Here is a 17,109-nt window from a genome sequence, read left to right as displayed (position 1 = left end):
TCTCGGACCTCAACTATCAGTAACTCAATCGAGTAACCGCTTGTCGGAACAGCTCCGTCACGCGCTCCCGCTGGTGCGCTCCGAGCTCGCCCACCGCGAGGCCACCGGCCGGCGCGGCTCCCTCCAGGACGACCACCCCGGCGCACTCGCCACCGCCGAAAGGACCCCGGCATGACCACCCTCACCGACCGCCCCGAGCACCTCCCGCACGAGCAGCCGGTCCCGGCCGGCGCCGCCCGCGAGGTGGAGTTCATCAGCCTCTCGCACCTCAACCCGTCCACCGAGCTGGAGCCCGTCCCGTCCCGCGGCATCGACCTGCCGTACTTCCGCCGCTATGTCCGCTCCCTCGAGGAGGGCGGGTACGACTACACGCTGCTCCCGTACGGCTCGGCCAGCGCGGACTCGTTCGTGGTCGCTGCCGCGGTCAGCCAGCTCACCGAGCGGCTCCGGCCGATCGTGGCGCTGCGGCCGAACACCACGTTCCCGACCGTGGGCGCCCAGAAGCTCGCCACCCTCGACCAGCTCTCCGAGGGCCGCGCCGTCGTGCACCTGATCTCGGGCGGCAGCGACGCCGAGCAGGCGCGGCAGGGCGACTACCTGCCCAAGGAGAAGCGCTACGCACGCACCTCCGAGTACGTCGACCTGCTCCGACGGTCGTGGACCGAGCCGGCGGCGTTCAGCCACGACGGCGAGTTCTACCGATTCGACGACTTCGGCCCCGGGTTCGCGCCGTACGACTCCACCATCCCGATCTCGATCGGCGGCTCCTCCGACGAGGCCTTCCAGGTGGGCGGCGAGAAGGCCGATGTCTTCTCGTTCTGGGGCGAGCCGCTGGCCGACATCAAGAGCCAGATCGAGCGCGTGCACGGCATCGCCGAGCGGGCCGGCCGCACCGACCGTCCGCGGATCTGGGTGACCTTCCGCCCGATCGTCGCCGAGACCGAGGAGCTGGCCTGGGCCAAGGCCCACGACTACGTCGAGAAGATCGGCCGCACCTTCCAGTCCGGCACCTTCCACAAGAAGTACCTCACCGGCGACCGCCCCCAGAACGTCGGCAGCCAGCGGCTGCTGGACCTCGCTGCGCAGCAGGACGTGTACGACCGCGCCCTGTGGATGCGCACCGCGGCGGCCACCAACGCCGGCGGCGCCTCGACGGCCCTGGTCGGCACGCCCGAGACGGTCGCCGCCGCGATCCTGGACTACGTCGACCTCGGCGCCGACCTGGTCTCGATCCGGGGCTACGACACCCTCAACGACGCGGTCGACTACGGCCGCCACGTGCTGCCGCTCGTGCGCCAGGAGCTCGCCCACCGCCGGGCCACCGGCCAGCGCGGCACCCTGCAGGCCGAGCACCTCGGCGCGTTCGCGACGGCCCGCGGATGAGCGCGCCGACGACCGAGCGCGGGTTCGTCCGTCCCGACCTCTCCGCGGAGGCGCTGGCGGCGGTCACGGCGGAGATCGCGTCGACGGCGGCGCAGTACGACCGCAGCGGCGCCGTACCCACGGCCGGCCTGGAGGCCGCCCATCGGGCGGGCCTGCTGACCGCCACCGTCGCGACCCGGTACGGCGGGCCGGGACTCGGGCCGCGCGACACCGCCCGGATCCTGACCGCGCTCGGCGAGGGCGACGCGTCGGTGGCGCTGCTCGCCGCGAACTCGCTGAGCAGCCACTGGGGCCAGGCCCAGAACGCGCACTGGCCCGAGGAGTTCTACGCCGACGTGCTGCGCCGCTCCGAGACCGGCCCGGCGCTGGTCAACGCGATCCGGGCCGAGCCCGAGCTCGGGGCCCCCGCGCGGGGCGGGCTGCCCCAGACGGTCGCAAGGCGCACCGCCGACGGCTGGTCGCTGCACGGCCACAAGGCGTACGCCACCGGCGGCACCGCGCTGGCCTACCACGTGGTCTGGGCGGTGACCGACGAGCCGACCCCGCGGGTCGGGCACCTGATCGTGCCGGCGGACCGTCCCGGGATCACCTGGATCGAGACCTGGGACCACCTCGGCCTCCGCGCCTCCAACACCCACGACGTGGTCTACGACGACGTCGCCCTGCCGCTGGACGCCTTCGTCGAGATCCCGCTCGTGGACGGCGTCTACCGCGACCCGGCGGCGACCGCCGGCGCGGCCAGCTTCGGCCACCCGGCGCTCTACCTCGGCGTGGCGAAGGCCGCCCGGGCCGCCTTCGTGGACATCGCCCGCACCCGGGTGCCCGCCGCCCTGGGCCGGCCGATCGCCGAGACCGAGCGGATCCAGGCGATCGCCGGCGAGATCGACGCGCAGGTCGTGCAGGCCGAGACCCTGTTGCACGGTGCCCTGCTGAGGGTGGAGGCCGGTGACCCCGGCGTGCTCGCCGACCTCTCGGTCGTCAAGGTGCAGATCGCGCGGTCCGTGGTCGCCGCCGTGCAGACGGCGGTGGCCGCCCTCGGCAACCTCGCCCTCACCCGGCACCACCCGCTGGAGCGCCACCTGCGCGACGTCCTGTGCGTGCGGGTCCACCCGCCGCAGGAGGACACCGCCCTCGCCGCGGCCGGTCGCCGCATCCTCGCCGTCTGATGGGCGTGCGTCGGTACGTCGTCGTCGGCGGCGGCGCGGTGGGCGGCGCCCTGGCGGCCCAGCTGGCACCGGCCGGGCACCCCGTCGTGCTGGTGGCGCGCGGCGAGCACGGCCGGCTGGTCGCCGAGCACGGCCTGCGAGTACGACGCCCCGGCGGCACCGACGTCGTCCGGGTGCCCGTCGCCGCCGGGCCCGACGACCTGCGGCTGCACGTCGACGACGTGCTGCTGCTGGCCGTGAAGGCGCAGGACGCCGAGGCCGCGCTGGCGGCGTGGGCGTGGCAGCCGCTGCACGACGACCGCGGCGCGGTCGTCGGCACCGCCGCCGACCTGCCGATCGTGACCTACCAGAACGGCATGGTCACCGAGGACCTCGCGCTGCGCCGGTGGGAGCGGGTGTACGCCGCGACGATCGGGATCGCGGCCAGCTTCCTGACCCCGGGCGAGATCGTATCGCCGTCGCTGCCGCCGACCGTCGGGCTGATCTGGCTCGGCCGGCACGCGGCACCGCCCGACGAGCTGCAGGAGGCGCTGGTGGCCGATCTGGTCGGCGCGGGCTTCGCGGCATGGTCGGTGCCGGACTCCCGGGCCTGCAAGGCGGCGAAGCTGGCGGCGAACGTCGCCAACGGACTCGACCTGCTCGAGGGCGACGACGACCTGCGGGCCGAGGCCCGGGCCCGGCTCCGGGCCGAGGCGCTCGCGGTCCTGGCGGCCGCCGGGATCGCCGTACCGCCGGGCGGGAAGCTGGATCACCACGGTGTCTCCCTGGCGGTGCTCCCGGTGCCGGGACACGTGCCCGGGCGGCTCTCGACCTGGCAGAGCTTCGCGCGCGGCGCCAGCAGCGAGGTCGACTACCTCAACGGCGAGATCGTGCTGCTCGCCCGCCGGAGCGGGACGACCGCTCCGCTCAGCTCCCGCCTCCAGCAGCTGCTGAGCGCGTCGACCCCGGCGGCCCGGCGCCACCTCGGTGCGCTGCTGGAGACGGAGCCGGCGCCGGCGCCTCATGACGTCGCTGTCTGACCGGCCCTGACCGCGCTGGCCAAGGGGCGTACGTCGATCGCCATCGCGCACCGGATGTCCACCGCCGCCGCGGCCGACCGGGTGCTCGTCCTCGACGAGGGCCGGGTCGTGCAGGACGGCACGCCGACCGAGCTGGCCGGGCAGCCGGGTCCGTACGCCGGGCTGGCCTCCGCCTGGACGGCCTCCGCCTGGACGGGCGCCGCCTCGTAAGAGTGTTCCCTACCGTTCACCTGTCCGTCGGACGGACGTCGCGGACGAGGTCCGATCCGTTCTCCGGGGACCGTGAAGGTCTGGCTCCGGATGCCCATCGGCACCCCGTCACCGCACCCGGAGAGCAACGCGTTGTCCCCTGCCCCGCCCCGACCGGAGAACCGTCACCGCCTTCAGGTGCGGGTCCTGGTCCTCGCCCTGACTGCCGTGCTGACGGCCCTGCCGATTCTGGTCGCCGGCCCCGCCGAGGCGCACCCCTTCGGGCCGCCCCAGCAGGTCGCCGTCGACGCCGACGACGCCCCCGGCACCGTCCGGGTCCGCTGGCGGGTGGGCGGCACCGACGACCTCACCCTGCTCGGTGTCTCGCTCGGGGTGCTCCCCCCGGACCGGGTGATGCTCGACGGCGCTGTGTTCTACGAGGACGCCGACGCGAGCGCCCTCGCCGCGTCGGCGGCGTTCCGCGACTACCTCCTCGAGCACATCGAGGTCGCCGGCGACGGGTCCCCCTGCGCCGGTGACGTGACCGCGGACGAGACCCTGGCCACCGAGGGCGTCGAGGTCAGCTTCGACTGCGCCGAGCCCGTCACGACGGCCGCCGTCAGCGTGACGACACTGACCGACCTGCACCCGGCGTATCGCACGATGGCGACCGGTCCCGCCGGCCAGCGGGCCGTGTACAGCGCCGACCAGCCCGACCACGAGTGGTCGCTCGCCGGGGAGCCGGCCGGCGACGCGGCGACGTCCGGCACCAGCGCCGCCCTCCAGCTCGGCGCGGCGCTCGGCGTCCTGCTGCTGGCGGTCCTGGCCGGACTGGTCTGGTTCCGGCGCCGAGGACGACGGGCATGACGGGTCTCGGCGACCGTCTGCAGGGCCTCGTCGAGGCGCCCGGCTTCGCGCCGGTCGCGCTCGTGGTCGCCTTCGCCGCCGGGGCCGCCCACGCCGTCGGGCCCGGGCACGGCAAGAGCCTCGCCGCGGCGTACATCGTCGGCACCCACGGCAAGGTCCGCGACGCCCTGTGGATGGGTGGGTCGGTCGCGGTGATGCACACCTGCTCGGTCCTGGTCGTCGCCGTGGCCTGGACCTTCTTCTCCCTCTCGGACCTGGTCGAGCTGAAGACGCTCACCACCTCCCTCCAGCTCGTCTCCGGCCTGCTGGTGCTCGGCACCGGTCTCTGGCTGCTGCGCCGCTGGCGCCGGACCGGCGGCCACGGCCACGGTCATGGCCACGGACACAGCCACGGGCACGGGCACGGCCACGGGCACGGCCACGGGCACGGCCACGCGCCGAGCCGACCCGGGCTCGTACTGCTCGGGATCTCCGGCGGTCTGGTGCCGTCGCCGTCCGCGTTCCTCGTGCTCGTCACCGGCCTGTTCACTGGGCGCGCGGCGTTCGCGCTGCTGCTGGTGATCGTCTTCGGGCTCGGCATGGCCGTGGTCCTGGTCGGTGTCGGCCTGCTCGCCCTGGCCGGGAGCACCGCCCTCGTCCGCGGCGGCGAGTCCGTCGCCGCCCTCCGCCTCGCCTCCCGGGTGGCCCCCGCTCTCGCCGCCGGCGGCATCACGCTGCTCGGCGGCGCCATCACGGCGCTGGCCGTGGTGGGCCTCACCACTCACTGAAGAAGCACCTCCGAAGAACCGCTCCCTGAACAGCCACACCGTGCAGGCCCCCATGAAGGAGACACCGAGAGATGAAGCACCAGCTGGTCACGGGCAGGCGGGGCCGCGCGGTCCTCGTCGCGTCCACGGCCGTCCTGGCGATGGTCGCGGGCTCGGGGACGGCGTACGCCGCTCCCGGCCCGGCACCCGCCGCCGCAGCATCCGCAGCAGCCCCGTCAGCAGCAGCGCCGGCCGCCACCGAGGGTGGCGACCCTGTCCTCGACCTGCAGGGCGGCGAGACCCTCGAGGGCGTGTCCGCCCTCGGCGCAGAGGCCACGGTCGAGGGTGACCCGGTCACCGCGCTGACGATCGCCGACGGCTCGGGCAGCGTCGTGAAGACGCTCACCGACGGCTCGGGCGCCTCGAAGTCCCCCGGCACGTCGTACCTCGACCTCGACATGGGCGGCAACGGCACCGGGGCCGAGTTCGGCGACTACTTCACCGTCAACGGGCACGGCGAGGCCGAGGCCGACAAGGCGGACCGCAACTACCTGCCGACGATCGCCGGCGGCGACCACGGCAGCCTGCCGTTCCCCACGAAGTGGCTCCACGACGGCGAGAACACCATCACGGTGCACGCCGACGGTGCGCCGACCTACTACGCCGGGACCAGCTCGCGCCCCAACGTGCCCGCCGGCAACTGGCACGTGAACCCCAACGGCGAGGGCGTCTGGTGCATCAACAAGGACGACTTCACCATCTCCAGCCTGAGCGTGAGCTCGCTGGGCGTGGTGGTCGACGGTGAGGCCAACAACTTCAGCTACACGCTCTCCGACGGCATCTGCGGGGACGGTGGCACCAAGGTCGACAAGGTCGACCTGACCTTCATCGTCAGCGGCGAGCCCGGCTCGACCCACGGGCTGCGGGCCGACCTGGACACCCGGGAGCTGGCGAACGGCGACTACACGCTGACCGCCACCACGGCATCGGGTGCCGACGACAGCGCGGCGTTCAGCATCAACAACTCCCCCGCGGGCGCCCCGCAGCTGCGGCCCTCGGACGGCACCGTCGTGCACGGCGACCAGCCGGTGACCGCCGCGGTGCGGGTCGGCGACGAGGGCACCGTCGCCTCCCTCGAGGTGGACGACGAGCCGGCGCGGAACGCCGAGACCCTGGCCTCGGGCACCGCCACGCTGCGGCTGACCGTCGCCTCCGGCAACTCGATCGAGTCGCGCTACCACAACCGCCTGGAGGTCAACGGCCACCGGGTCTCGCTCGGGGGCGACTACGGCGAGACCGGCTCGGAGCAGGTCGAGGTCGAGCTGCCGAACCGCTACCTGCGGCCCGGCGCCAACACCATCGCGGTGGTGACCGGCGACTACAACGGCACCAGCGGCGGCGCCACCTGCGCCAACCGCGACGACTTCAAGATCTGGCAGGACTCCGTCCAGCTGCTGCTGGGGACCGGCACCGCCACCCTCGGCACCGCCGGCTCCTCCGGCGTCGTCAAGACCGGCACCGCCGACGGCCACCCGACCTGGAACCTCGGCGACGGCACCTGCGGTGCGGCCGCCACCAACATGGTCGACCTGGTGCTGCCCTTCACCGTCGAAGGCGCCCCGACCACCCGCACCATCGACACCCTCGGCAGCGGCGACGCCCACCTGCGGATGTGGGTCGGCGGCAACGGTGCGGACGAGGGCTACGACAACGTGGTCCGCGTCAACGGCATCGAGCTGCCGCTCGGCCTGTGGGCCCAGGAGACCGCCGATCTGGTCCTCCCGAACGAGTACCTGGTGCCGGGCACCAACGTCGTCGAGATCGTGGCCGGCTCCAACCACGGCAGCCTGACCCCCGGCGGGTGCGACAACTACGACGACTTCCTGGTCCGCGACGTCGAGCTGGTTCCCGCCGCCGGCGCGGCCTCCCCGCTGACCCGGTTCGTCGCCGAGAAGACGGTCACGATCGGCTCCTCGACGTACAGCCTCGGCCAGCCGATCACGACCTGGTTCGGCGACGGGAACTGCGGGTCGTCGTTCAACTCCACCTACGACGCGCAGTACCGCTTCGAGCTCACCGCCGAGGACGGTACGGCGCTGCCGCCGCAGGGCCTGCGCGCCGACCTCGACAGCACCGAGCTGGCCGACGGCCGGCACACCGTCACCGCGACCGTCGGCGAGAAGTCCTCGACCCGCCGGTTCACCGTCGACAACAGCGCCCCGGTGGTCACCAGCAGCGTGCCCGCCGCGGGCCAGCGGCTCACCTCCACCGTCGTGCTGGCCATGCAGCTCGAGGACGCCACCGGCGTCGCGAGCAGCAGCATCCAGCTCGACGGCCAGCCGATCACCAACGGCACCGAGATCGGCCACGGTCTGGCGGCCGGGCCGCACGTCCTGAGCGTCGCCACCGTCGACTCGCTCGGCAACGCGGCGACCCGGACCGTCGAGTTCACCTCCGTCTCGATCCCGGAGATCCCCTCCGCGCTCGACTCGACGGTCGAGGGCGAGAGCGCCGAGCTGTCGGCGACCCTCGGCGGCGAGGAGGGGGTGCCGATGACGGCGACCTTCACCCAGGCCGACGTGGTGCTGCCGATGGTGGGCTACCAGGGCACGGCGGCCGAGGTGCCGACCCGGCTCGACGTGGCCGGCGACCCGGTCACCCGGATCCGCTCGCTCCAGCCCTTCGACAGCCGCACCATCGACACCCCGTCGAGCGGCGACGTGGTCTTCCAGCGCTACGACCTCGCGGTCGGCACGGACGCGACCGCGCCGGTGCTGCGCTGGGAGGGTGTCATCGACCCGGCTCGGACCGTGTCGCTGCGCGCCTGGGACACCCGGGACGAGGAGTGGGTGGTGCTCACCAGCGCCCGCGGCCGGACCGACGGCAACACCGTCCTGACCGCCCCGACCCGGCCCGCGTTCCTCGACGACGGCACCGTGCACGTCCTGGTCACCGGCGAGGACCCGTTCGCCGACGACCTGTCGCCGCACGACGCCTCCGCCCAGGACGACAAGGACCGCTTCGAGGACCCGAAGGACTACGACTTCGCCCTCACCCACTTCACCGACACCCAGTACCTCGCCGAGGGCGCCGCGGGCGGCACGTACGACGACTGGGACGGCATCGCCGAGGACTCCGACGTCATGGAGGCCGACGAGCAGGCGATCTGGCAGGCGGCGTACCGCTCCACCACGGAGTGGATCGCGGCGAACGCCGAGGAGCGCAAGATCGCCTACAACGCCCACACCGGCGACGTCATCGAGAACGACTACCACAACCCCGACCTGCGCAACGCGTCCGGTGAGCTGGTGCGGCCCGGGCTCGCCGAGCAGGTCGAGCGGGAGTTCGAGCAGACCTCCGGCTTCCAGAAGATCCTGGACGACGCAGGCGTGGTCAACCAGGTCATCGCGGGCAACCACGACAACCAGCTCGGTGCCGAGACCGGCGCGACCTCGCGGTTCAGCCAGACCTTCGGGCCGGGTCGCTACTACGAGGCGGCGAAGCGGTGGCCGGCCGGCGCGTCGTACCACGCCTGGGACGAGAAGACGGACGCCAGCGGCACCGTCGTCGAGCCCGGCACGGACAGCCAGAACAACTACGTGCTGTTCTCCGCCGGCGGGCTGGACTTCGTCGCCGTCGGGCTCTCCTACGGCGTGTCGAAGGAGGAGGCCGCCTGGGCGAGCTCGGTCTTCCAGCGCTACCACGACCGCAACGGGATCCTGCTCTCGCACGACTACCTGAAGCCGTCGTCGGCGCCCGACGCTCGCGGGGCGGCGTTCTCCGCGCCCGACGGGTCGTTCCTCTACAAGCAGGTCGTCGAGAGGAACGCCAACGTCTTCCTGGTCCTCGCGGGCCACGAGCACGGCGTCGGCACCAACCTGAAGACGAAGGTCAAGGGCGGGGCCACGGTGTTCCACAACGTGGTGGAGCTGCTCGCGGACTACCAGTTCTACACGGTCGGCGCGGGCCAGCTGTTCCCCGACAAGGTCGACGAGAGCGGCAACATCGACGTCGACGGCGACGGCGACGCCGACCACAAGGCGACCGACCGGCTGCAGTTCGGCGCGAGCTTCCTGCGGATGCTGCAGTTCGACGTCGAGCGCGGCGAGATGAGCATCGACACCTACTCGCCGTACCTGGACGACTTCGGCGCCACGGAGTACGACCTCCGCGCCGACGGCAGCCAGACCAAGCCGCGTTACAACGGCTCGGAGGACAACATGGTGCTGCCGGTCGACCTCTCCACCCGGATGACCTCGTTCAGCACCGACTCGGTCGCGGCCTACGTCCCGACCGAGGTGCTCGGCACCGACGAGGTCACGGCTGGCGAGACCGCCACGGCGACGTGGACGGGCCTGGACGCCGGGACGTCGTACGGCTGGATCGTGACGGCGGCGACCGCCGACGGCGGCTCGGCCGTCGCCGAGCCGGCCGTCTTCCGGACCGGTCAGGTCGACGCCACCCTGGTGGCCACCCCGGTCACCGTGGCGTACGGGGCGGTCGCGACCGTCCCGGTCACCGTCTCCGGCGCCCGGGACACCGGCGGCACGGTCACCCTCAGCGAGGGCGGCACGCCGCTGGCGTCGGCGGAGGTCGTGGACGGCGTCGCCTCGGTCCAGGTGCCGGCCGGCACCCGGCCCGGGACGCACACCCTCGCCGTCGACTACAGCGGCAGCGACGCGCTGAAGCCGGCGAGCGGCACCACGACGCTCACGGTCGAGCGTGGTGGCGCCCTGGTGACCGCCGAGGCCGCGCCGGTCACCGTCGGCACCGCCGGCTCGGTCTCGGTGCGGGTCGACGGCGCGGGGCTGCCCACCACGGGCACCGTGACGGTCAGCGAGGGCGGCACCGAGCTCGGCTCGGCCGCGGTGACGTCCGACCTCGCGACGGTCCCGCTGCCGAGCACGCTCGCGGTCGGCAGCCACGACCTCACCGTGTCGTACTCCGGCAACGACGGCCTCGCTGCGACCAGCACGTCGGTGGCCCTGCGCGTCACTGCCCTCCCCCCGCGGGCCTCGACGGTCAGGGCCACGCCGACCGCCCGCAAGGTGACCCGCAACAAGCCGTTCGCCGTGCGGGTCCAGGTCGCCGCCGGGTCGGTCCGGCCGTCCGGCCGGGTCGAGATCCGGTACGGCGGCCGCCGGGTCGGCACCGCCACCGTCAACCGCAACGGCCGCGCCGTGGTCCGGCTGAAGGCGTCGTACCGGCCGGGCCGGCGGACCTTCTCGGTGCACTACCTCGGCAACGCCGACGTCGCCGCGAGCCGCACGACCTTCTCGGTGAAGGTGGTGAAGAAGCCGCGGAGGCGCTGAGCCGCTCGCTGAGCCGATGACGCAGAGGCCCCGCCGGTTCGCCGGTGGGGCCTCTCGCTATCCCTCGTAGGGGATCTCGGTGCGCCAGCCCGACTCGTCCTGGCGGGCCGCGGCGAGCAGCGCCTCGGCGACCCGGTCGGGGGTGAACGGACCCTCGGTCCCGAGGGTGCCGCGGACGGTGACCGAGACGGCGCGGATGCCTTCCTCCTTCAGGGTCGCGTCGAGGCTGTGCACGAGGTTGCGCACCCCGGCCTTCTGCACGCCGAGCGAGGCCGCCCGGTGCCACGGCTGGTCGGCGGCCATGCTGCCGGTGACGGTGACCCGCCCGCCCGCCGACAGGTAGGGGCGAGCGGCCTGCACGGCGGTCAGCAGCGCCCCGACGCCGAGCGCGACGTCGGCCAGCAGCTCGGTCACGGTCAGCTCCAGCGGGTCCTTCTCCCGGAACGCGCTGGGGTTGAAGTGCAGGACGTCGATGTGTCCGAGCCGCTCCGCGACCCGTCGTACGGCGAGGGCCGCCGCCTCGGTGTCGGTCACGTCGACGACCGCCGACTCGACCTCGGCCCCGAGACCGCTGACCTGGTCGGCCAGCTCGACGACCCGCTCACCGTCCGCCCCGAGCAGACCGACCGACCAACCCTCCGCGGCGTACGCCTTCGCCAGCGAACCGCTGACCCCTGGACCTGCCCCGACGACGACCACCACGCGTGCACTCATGCACCCACCGTAGTCAGCGCTTTCCCTTGCCCTTCTTCGCGCCCTTCTTCGCCTTGCCCTTCGCCTTCGCCTTCGCCTTGCCCTTCGCCTTCGCCTTCGCCTTCGCCTTCGCCTTCGCCCGGTCCGCCTTGGTCGACTTCCGGGTCTGCTCCAGGGCTCGGCCGGTCGGTTGCTCCGAGACCGGGGCGAGGACCGCGGCCTGCGGCGTCGCCTCCGCGACGGTCCCGACGGTTGGGGCACTGCTCGGCGTCCCGGTGCCGGCCGCCGGCGGGGACGGGGAGGTACGGGACGGGCGCGCGCCTGCGACCGGGGGCTCCTCGCTCCCGTCGGTGAGACCCACGACCCCCGCGGCGACCAGCAGGAGCGCGAGCACGGCAGCGACGAGCGAGACCGGCAGCCACCACGGCCGCCGCCCGCCGGCCACCAGGTCCTGGGTCGGATCCTCCGGGACGGGGTCGACCACCGCAGCCGGGTCCGCCAGCTGACGTAGCCGCCCGGCGACCTCGGCGCTCGTCGGTCGGTCCCGCGGGTCGGTGGCCGTCATCGCCGCCAGCAGCCTCGGCCACCCGCGAGGCAGCGAGACGGGGATCGCCGGGCCGTGCTCCAGCCGAGCGAGGGCGGTCTCGACCGAGGTGCCCGGGAACGCGCGCGTGCCGGTGACGGCCTCGAGCAGCACCAGGCCAAGTGCGTAGACGTCGACGGCGGTCGTGAGCTCGGCGCCGCGGACCTGCTCGGGAGCCAGGTAGGCCGCGGTCCCGACGGTGTAGCCCGTGCGGGTGTGCCGGACGGTCTCCCCGACCAGCCGGGCGATCCCGAAGTCGGCCAGGCGAGCCCGACCGGACCCGTCGACGAGGACGTTGCCGGGCTTCACGTCGCGGTGCATGACCCCGACGGCGTGGGCCGCGGCCAGCGCGGCGGCGACCTGGCCGCCGACCCCGGCGACCTCCTGCGGGTCGGCCGGCCGGCCGGCCAGGAGCTGCCCCCACGTCTGTCCGACCACCAGCTCCAGGACCAGGTAGGGATGGTCCCCCTCGCCGTCGGCGTCCAGGAGCCGCACGAGGCCCGGGTGCGCGAGGCCGGCCAGAGTCCGCGCCTCCGCCGCGAAGCGGGCCCGGTCGCCGTCGGTGTCCGGCGAGTCGCGCAGCACCTTGACCGCCACGGACCGGCACAGCACCCGGTCCTCGGCCCGGTAGACGTCGGACGTGCCGCCGCTGCCCAGCAGCGCGACCAGCTCGTAGCGTCCGCCCAGCAAGGCTCCGGGACCGATGTTCACCTTGGCCCAGTGCCCGCGGCGGGCCCGTCCCACTCCGCCCACGCACTGCAGACGAAGGGTCGCCGCGGCGCCCGCTCCCGGGCGGGGCAGGACGACGTCAGAGGTAGAGGCCGGTGGCCTCGTCGCCGAGCCGGTCGGCGGCGACGGCGTGCACGTCGCGCTCGCGCATCACGATGTAGGTCTCGCCGTGGACCTCGACCTCGGACTTGTCCTCGGGGTCGAAGAGCACCTGGTCGCCCGCCACGACGGCACGCGCCTGCGGGCCGACCGCGACCACCTTGGACCAGGACAGCCGCCGGGCGCCCATGGCCGCGGTCGCGGGGATCACGATGCCGCCGGTCGACCGGCGCTCGCCGGCGTCGCGGTCGACCTCCACGAGGATGCGGTCGTGCAGCATCTTGATGGGGGTCTTGTCGGTCATGGAGCTACTTGACGACCTTCCGGACGACGACGATCAGCACGACGGCGCCCACGACGCCGCCGACGACCTTGAGGATGTTGTCGGTGCGCGGCTGCCCGGTCGCGGTGTCGACGAAGTGCGCCTTGAGCGTCGCGACCTCGCGGCCCACGATCGTCTTCGGGCTCGAGCGGTAGATCAGCTGGTCGATCGTCGTGGCGAGCCGCTCGCGGGTCTCCTCGATCTCACGCTCGAGGGAGGACGTGTCGTTGTCCTTGCTCACCATCGTCTCCTCGGGTGCCGCTGCTCTGGTCGGGTGGAGGCTATCAACCCGCCGGTGGGACCGGCCGCGTGGTCCGGGGGTCGAAGCCGAACGGCAGCTCCAGCCGGTTGGCCCGCATCAGCGCGTCGTCGGTCAGCACGTCGTACGTCGCCCCGTCGGCCACCACGGTCCCCTCGCTGAGCACCACCGCGCGGGGGCACAGCTCGAGGGCGTACGGCAGGTCGTGGGTGACCATCAGGACGGTCACGTCGAGCGAGCGGAGGATGTCGGCGAGCTCCCGGCGCGAGGCGGGGTCGAGGTTCGACGACGGCTCGTCGAGGACCAGGATCTCCGGCTCCATGGCCAGCACCGTCGCGACGGCGACCCGCCGCCGCTGCCCGAACGAGAGGTGGTGCGGCGGCCGGTCGGCGAAGTCGGCCATCCCGACGAGGTCGAGCGCTGTCATCACCCGGCGCTCCAGCTCGGCCCCCCGCAGCCCCAGGTTGGCCGGCCCGAACGCGACGTCCTGGCGGACCGAGGCCATGAAGAGCTGGTCGTCTGGGTCCTGGAAGACGATGCCGACGCGACGCCGGATCTCCTGCAGGTGGGCCTTCGCCACCGGCAGCCCGCTGACGGCGACCGTGCCGGCGCTCTGCCCCCCGGATCCCGCAGAGAGGATCCCGTTGAGGTGCAGCACCAGCGTGGTCTTGCCCGCACCGTTGGGGCCGAGCAGCGCCACCCGCTCCCCCCGGTGGACGTGCAGGTCCACGCCGAAGAGGGCCTGGTGGCCGTCGGGGTAGGCGTACGCCAGTCCGCGCACCTCGAGCACCGGGGTCGTCATCGGGCCGCTCCGGTCGTAGGCCCATTCGCAGGCCCGGTCGCAGGCCCGGTCGTGGTCAGGGTCTCGGGCAGCCGGCCGGTGTAGCCCCGCGAGACCATCGCGAGGTGGACCCGCTCCCCCCGCTCGTAGCTGCGGATGAAGAGGGCACCGAGGGACCGGGCCAGGGCCGGCCAGTGCCGGGGCGAGCGGGGCTCGCAGCCGCGGGAGCGCATGGAGGTCATCATCCGCCCCATCTCGGCGGTCACGACGTCGAGGTAGCGGATCATGAAGCCCATGATCTGCACCAGCAGCTCCGGCATCCGGAGCCGCTGCAGCCCGGCCAGGACCGCCGTCGGCTCGGTCGTGGCGGCCATGGTCAGCGAGGCGAGCACGCCGAGCGTCCCCTTCGCCAGCAGGCCCCAGGCCGCGAGCAGACCGGGCTCGGAGACGCTCAGCCCGAGGACCTCCGTGCGCGGGCCGGTCGCCACGAACGGCATCAGCACCGCGAAGACGACGAACGGCACCTCGACCACCATCCGCCGGGCGAGGTAGGCCACCGGCACCCGGCTCAGCGCGACGACGCCGAGCAGCACCGCGAGGTAGCCGGCGTACGCGGCGTACCACTCCCGGGGCGTGGCGACCACGACGAGCACGAAGCCCAGCAGAGCCAGCAGCTTCAGGTGGGCGGGTGCCCGGTGGACCGGGCTGTGGCCGTGGAAGTGCAGGCGATGGCCGTGGCCGGCACCCACTAGACCGAGGCCTCGTCCTTCTCGTCGGCCCGGTCGGCCTCGGCGGGAGTGCGGCGCCGCACACCCCAGGCGAGACCGCCCGCGATGCCCAGCACCAGCAGCACGCCGATCGCGCCGGCGAGTCCGCCGCTGACCCGCTCGTTGCCGACGCCCTCGGTCTGGTAGTCGGCGAGGGGGCTGTCGGCGGCCGGCGAGTCCTCGGCCGAGTCGAGGAAGCCGGTCTCGCCGGCGACGTACTCGAGGCCGTCGGGGTGGCTGCTCGCGTAGTAGCTGGCGACCCCGGCGACCAGTAGCGCGACCAGCAGGCCGGTGACGAAGAACGTGCGGGACCTCATGCGGGGACCTTCCGGATCTCGAGCTCGCGCGCTGCCATCAGGCCGCGGGCGCCGTGCACCAGGTCGGGCCGGGCGGCGACGACCGACCCCACGACCAGGGCCGTGATGACGGCCTCGCCGATCCCGATCACGAGGTGCCAGCCGACCATCGCGGCGAGCACCTTGTCGGTCTCGACCGGCGCCTGGCCGCCGACGGCGAAGAGCAGGGTGAACACCAGGGCCGCGACCGGGACGGAGAGCAGCGCCCCGACCGCCGCGGCGGGGGCGATGCTGCCGAGGGTCTTGGGGAGCACCGCCCGCAGCGCCACGAAGACCAGCCATCCGACGCCGAGACCGACCACGCCCATCAGGGTGATGTTCGTGCCGAGGGCGGTGATCCCGCCGTCGGCCATGAAGAGCCCCTGGACCAGCAGGACGACGGAGATGCACAGCACCCCGGTCCACGGTCCGACCAGCACGGCCGCGAGCGCACCTCCCAGGAGGTGTCCACTGGTGCCGGCACCGACCGGGAAGTTGATCATCTGGGCCGCGAACACGAAGGCCGCGACGAGGCCGGCCATCGGCGCCGTACGGTCGTCGAGCTCGGTGCGGGCCTTGCGGAGCGCGACGCCGACGGCCGCGGCCGCGACCACTCCGGTCGCGACCGAGGTGGGCGCATCGAGGAATCCGTCGGGGACGTGCACGCGGTGACTCCTGAGGTCGTGGGTAGATTCGGGCCTACCCGTATTGATCCTGACCCTACGCTATTGCGCATCGCTCGCAACAAGGAGTCGACCGTTGTCCGAGACCGCCCGCCTCACCCCCGGTGACACCGCCCCCGAGTTCACCCTCACCGACGACACCGGCGCCGAGATCGGTCTCTCGGACCTGCTCGGCCGCAAGGTGATCGTGTACTTCTACCCCTCGGCGATGACGCCCGGCTGCACCAAGCAGGCCTGCGACTTCACCGACTCCCTCGACGCGCTCCAGGCGGCCGGCTACGAGGTCCTCGGCATCTCCCCCGACAAGCCCGAGAAGCTCGCGAAGTTCCGCGAGAAGGAGTCCCTGACGATCCGCCTGCTCTCCGACCCCGACCGGTCGGTCATGAAGCAGTACGGCGCCTTCGGCGAGAAGAAGCTCTACGGCAAGGTCGTCGAGGGCGTCATCCGCTCCACCATCGTGGTCGACGAGGACGGCAAGGTCTTCCTCGCCCAGTACAACGTCAAGGCCACCGGTCACGTCGCCAAGCTGCGTCGCGACCTCGCGCTCAACGACGCCTGAGCCGTGGCCGAGCCCCGGGACACCTTCCTCGAGGCCGCCGAGGCCTTCGCCGACCTGGTCGCGCGCCTGCGCGTCGACCTGGGCGGCCCGGGCAGCCCGGGGCTCGGCGACTGGGACCTGCGCGCCCTGGTCGGGCACACCAGTCGCTCGCTGGTCACCGTCTCGACCTATCTCGGCCGAGCCGCCGACGCCGTCGAGGTGCCCAGCGCGGCGGCCTACTTCCTCGCGGTCCGCGAGCTCGCCGCCGGCCCCGAGGTGACCGAGCGCGGCCGCCAGGCCGGCGAGGTGCTCGGTGCCGACCCCGCCGCCGTCGTACGACGGCTCCTGGAGACGGTCGCCGACGACCTGGTCGCCGCGTCCGAGGACCAGCTGCTCACCACCGTCGCCGGCGGCATGCGACTGCGGGACTACCTCCCGACTCGCACCTTCGAGCTCGTGGTGCACGGCTCCGACATCGCCACGGCGACCGGCCTGGACTGGACGCCGCCGGCCGATGCCCTCGCCGAGACGGTCGGCCTGGCCGGCGAGATCGCGCTCGCCTCCGGTGCCGGCCTCGACCTGCTCCGCCAGCTCACCGGCCGCGGCGGAGAGGTCCGGGTCCTCTGATCGACCCGACG

The 17,109-nt window shown here is 73.5% G+C and carries 18 protein-coding genes; 10 read left to right on the top strand and 8 right to left on the bottom strand.

The features are described from left to right. Positions 1 to 40 precede the first annotated feature (40 nt). The 8 genes from MUB56_RS25910 (at position 41) to MUB56_RS11115 (ending at position 10,682) form a co-directional block, all read left to right on the top strand. Positions 41 to 175: a hypothetical protein gene (locus tag MUB56_RS25910; protein WP_280637399.1), complete on the top strand. Its 135-nt coding sequence runs from the start codon at positions 41 to 43 to the stop codon at positions 173 to 175. Then, entirely contained in the window at positions 172 to 1,383 is a 1,212-nt protein-coding gene (locus MUB56_RS11145; protein WP_244931966.1) for an LLM class flavin-dependent oxidoreductase, read from the top strand. The genes MUB56_RS25910 and MUB56_RS11145 overlap by 4 nt, the downstream gene beginning before the upstream one ends. After that, a complete protein-coding gene (locus MUB56_RS11140) occupies positions 1,380 to 2,549 on the top strand; it encodes an acyl-CoA dehydrogenase family protein (RefSeq protein WP_244931965.1) in 1,170 nt (389 codons plus the stop codon). The genes MUB56_RS11145 and MUB56_RS11140 overlap by 4 nt, the downstream gene beginning before the upstream one ends. Then, on the top strand, positions 2,549 to 3,568 hold the full coding sequence (locus MUB56_RS11135; RefSeq protein ID WP_244931964.1) for a 2-dehydropantoate 2-reductase N-terminal domain-containing protein: 1,020 nt from the start codon (positions 2,549 to 2,551) through the stop codon (positions 3,566 to 3,568). Before MUB56_RS11140 ends, MUB56_RS11135 begins: the two co-directional genes overlap by 1 nt. 54 nt (positions 3,569 to 3,622) lie before the next feature. Next, positions 3,623 to 3,778: a hypothetical protein gene (locus tag MUB56_RS11130; RefSeq protein WP_244931963.1), complete on the top strand. Its 156-nt coding sequence runs from the start codon at positions 3,623 to 3,625 to the stop codon at positions 3,776 to 3,778. A gap of 177 nt (positions 3,779 to 3,955) precedes the next feature. After that, positions 3,956 to 4,624 carry a hypothetical protein gene (locus MUB56_RS11125; RefSeq protein WP_244931962.1) on the top strand — a complete coding sequence of 223 codons (669 nt, stop codon included), beginning with the start codon at positions 3,956 to 3,958 and terminating at the stop codon, positions 4,622 to 4,624. Continuing rightward, a complete protein-coding gene (locus MUB56_RS11120; protein WP_244931961.1) occupies positions 4,621 to 5,391 on the top strand; it encodes a cobalt transporter in 771 nt (256 codons plus the stop codon). Before MUB56_RS11125 ends, MUB56_RS11120 begins: the two co-directional genes overlap by 4 nt. 71 nt (positions 5,392 to 5,462) lie before the next feature. Continuing rightward, positions 5,463 to 10,682, top strand: a complete 5,220-nt coding sequence (locus MUB56_RS11115) for an Ig-like domain repeat protein (RefSeq protein ID WP_244931960.1) — start codon at positions 5,463 to 5,465, stop codon at positions 10,680 to 10,682. 57 nt (positions 10,683 to 10,739) lie between these two features. Here MUB56_RS11115 and MUB56_RS11110 read toward each other — a convergent pair whose 3' ends face one another. The 8 genes from MUB56_RS11110 to MUB56_RS11070 are packed head-to-tail and all read right to left on the bottom strand — an operon-like array spanning position 10,740 to position 15,915. After that, positions 10,740 to 11,396 carry an SDR family oxidoreductase gene (locus MUB56_RS11110; protein ID WP_244931959.1) on the bottom strand — a complete coding sequence of 219 codons (657 nt, stop codon included), beginning with the start codon at positions 11,394 to 11,396 and terminating at the stop codon, positions 10,740 to 10,742. Between the two features lie 13 nt (positions 11,397 to 11,409). Then, positions 11,410 to 12,711, bottom strand: a complete 1,302-nt coding sequence (locus MUB56_RS11105; RefSeq protein ID WP_244931958.1) for a serine/threonine-protein kinase — start codon at positions 12,709 to 12,711, stop codon at positions 11,410 to 11,412. A 55-nt stretch (positions 12,712 to 12,766) separates the two neighbouring features. Beyond that, on the bottom strand, positions 12,767 to 13,090 hold the full coding sequence (locus MUB56_RS11100; protein WP_244931957.1) for a co-chaperone GroES: 324 nt from the start codon (positions 13,088 to 13,090) through the stop codon (positions 12,767 to 12,769). A gap of 4 nt (positions 13,091 to 13,094) precedes the next feature. Then, positions 13,095 to 13,352 carry a DUF3618 domain-containing protein gene (locus MUB56_RS11095; RefSeq protein ID WP_244931956.1) on the bottom strand — a complete coding sequence of 86 codons (258 nt, stop codon included), beginning with the start codon at positions 13,350 to 13,352 and terminating at the stop codon, positions 13,095 to 13,097. A 40-nt stretch (positions 13,353 to 13,392) separates the two neighbouring features. After that, positions 13,393 to 14,169 carry an ABC transporter ATP-binding protein gene (locus MUB56_RS11090; protein WP_280637398.1) on the bottom strand — a complete coding sequence of 259 codons (777 nt, stop codon included), beginning with the start codon at positions 14,167 to 14,169 and terminating at the stop codon, positions 13,393 to 13,395. Beyond that, complete coding sequence (gene cbiQ / locus MUB56_RS11080; protein WP_280637397.1) at positions 14,166 to 14,897, bottom strand: cobalt ECF transporter T component CbiQ; 732 nt, start codon at positions 14,895 to 14,897, stop codon at positions 14,166 to 14,168. The genes MUB56_RS11090 and cbiQ overlap by 4 nt, the downstream gene beginning before the upstream one ends. Continuing rightward, a complete protein-coding gene (locus MUB56_RS11075) occupies positions 14,897 to 15,232 on the bottom strand; it encodes a PDGLE domain-containing protein (RefSeq protein ID WP_244931955.1) in 336 nt (111 codons plus the stop codon). Before MUB56_RS11075 ends, cbiQ begins: the two co-directional genes overlap by 1 nt. Further along, positions 15,229 to 15,915, bottom strand: a complete 687-nt coding sequence (locus tag MUB56_RS11070; RefSeq protein ID WP_244931954.1) for an energy-coupling factor ABC transporter permease — start codon at positions 15,913 to 15,915, stop codon at positions 15,229 to 15,231. Before MUB56_RS11070 ends, MUB56_RS11075 begins: the two co-directional genes overlap by 4 nt. Before the next feature lie 94 nt (positions 15,916 to 16,009). On the opposite strand from MUB56_RS11070, the gene bcp reads away from it, so the two are divergent. Further along, complete coding sequence (bcp, locus tag MUB56_RS11065) at positions 16,010 to 16,492, top strand: thioredoxin-dependent thiol peroxidase (protein ID WP_244931953.1); 483 nt, start codon at positions 16,010 to 16,012, stop codon at positions 16,490 to 16,492. Positions 16,493 to 16,495: 3 nt separating this feature from the next. Next, positions 16,496 to 17,098, top strand: coding sequence for a maleylpyruvate isomerase N-terminal domain-containing protein (locus MUB56_RS11060; RefSeq protein WP_244931952.1), 603 nt, complete (start codon positions 16,496 to 16,498; stop codon positions 17,096 to 17,098). Positions 17,099 to 17,109 lie beyond the last annotated feature (11 nt).

The sequence above is a fragment of the Nocardioides sp. W7 genome (assembly GCF_022919075.1).
Classification (GTDB): domain Bacteria; phylum Actinomycetota; class Actinomycetes; order Propionibacteriales; family Nocardioidaceae; genus Nocardioides.
This window is presented reverse-complemented; position numbering and strand designations above follow the sequence as displayed.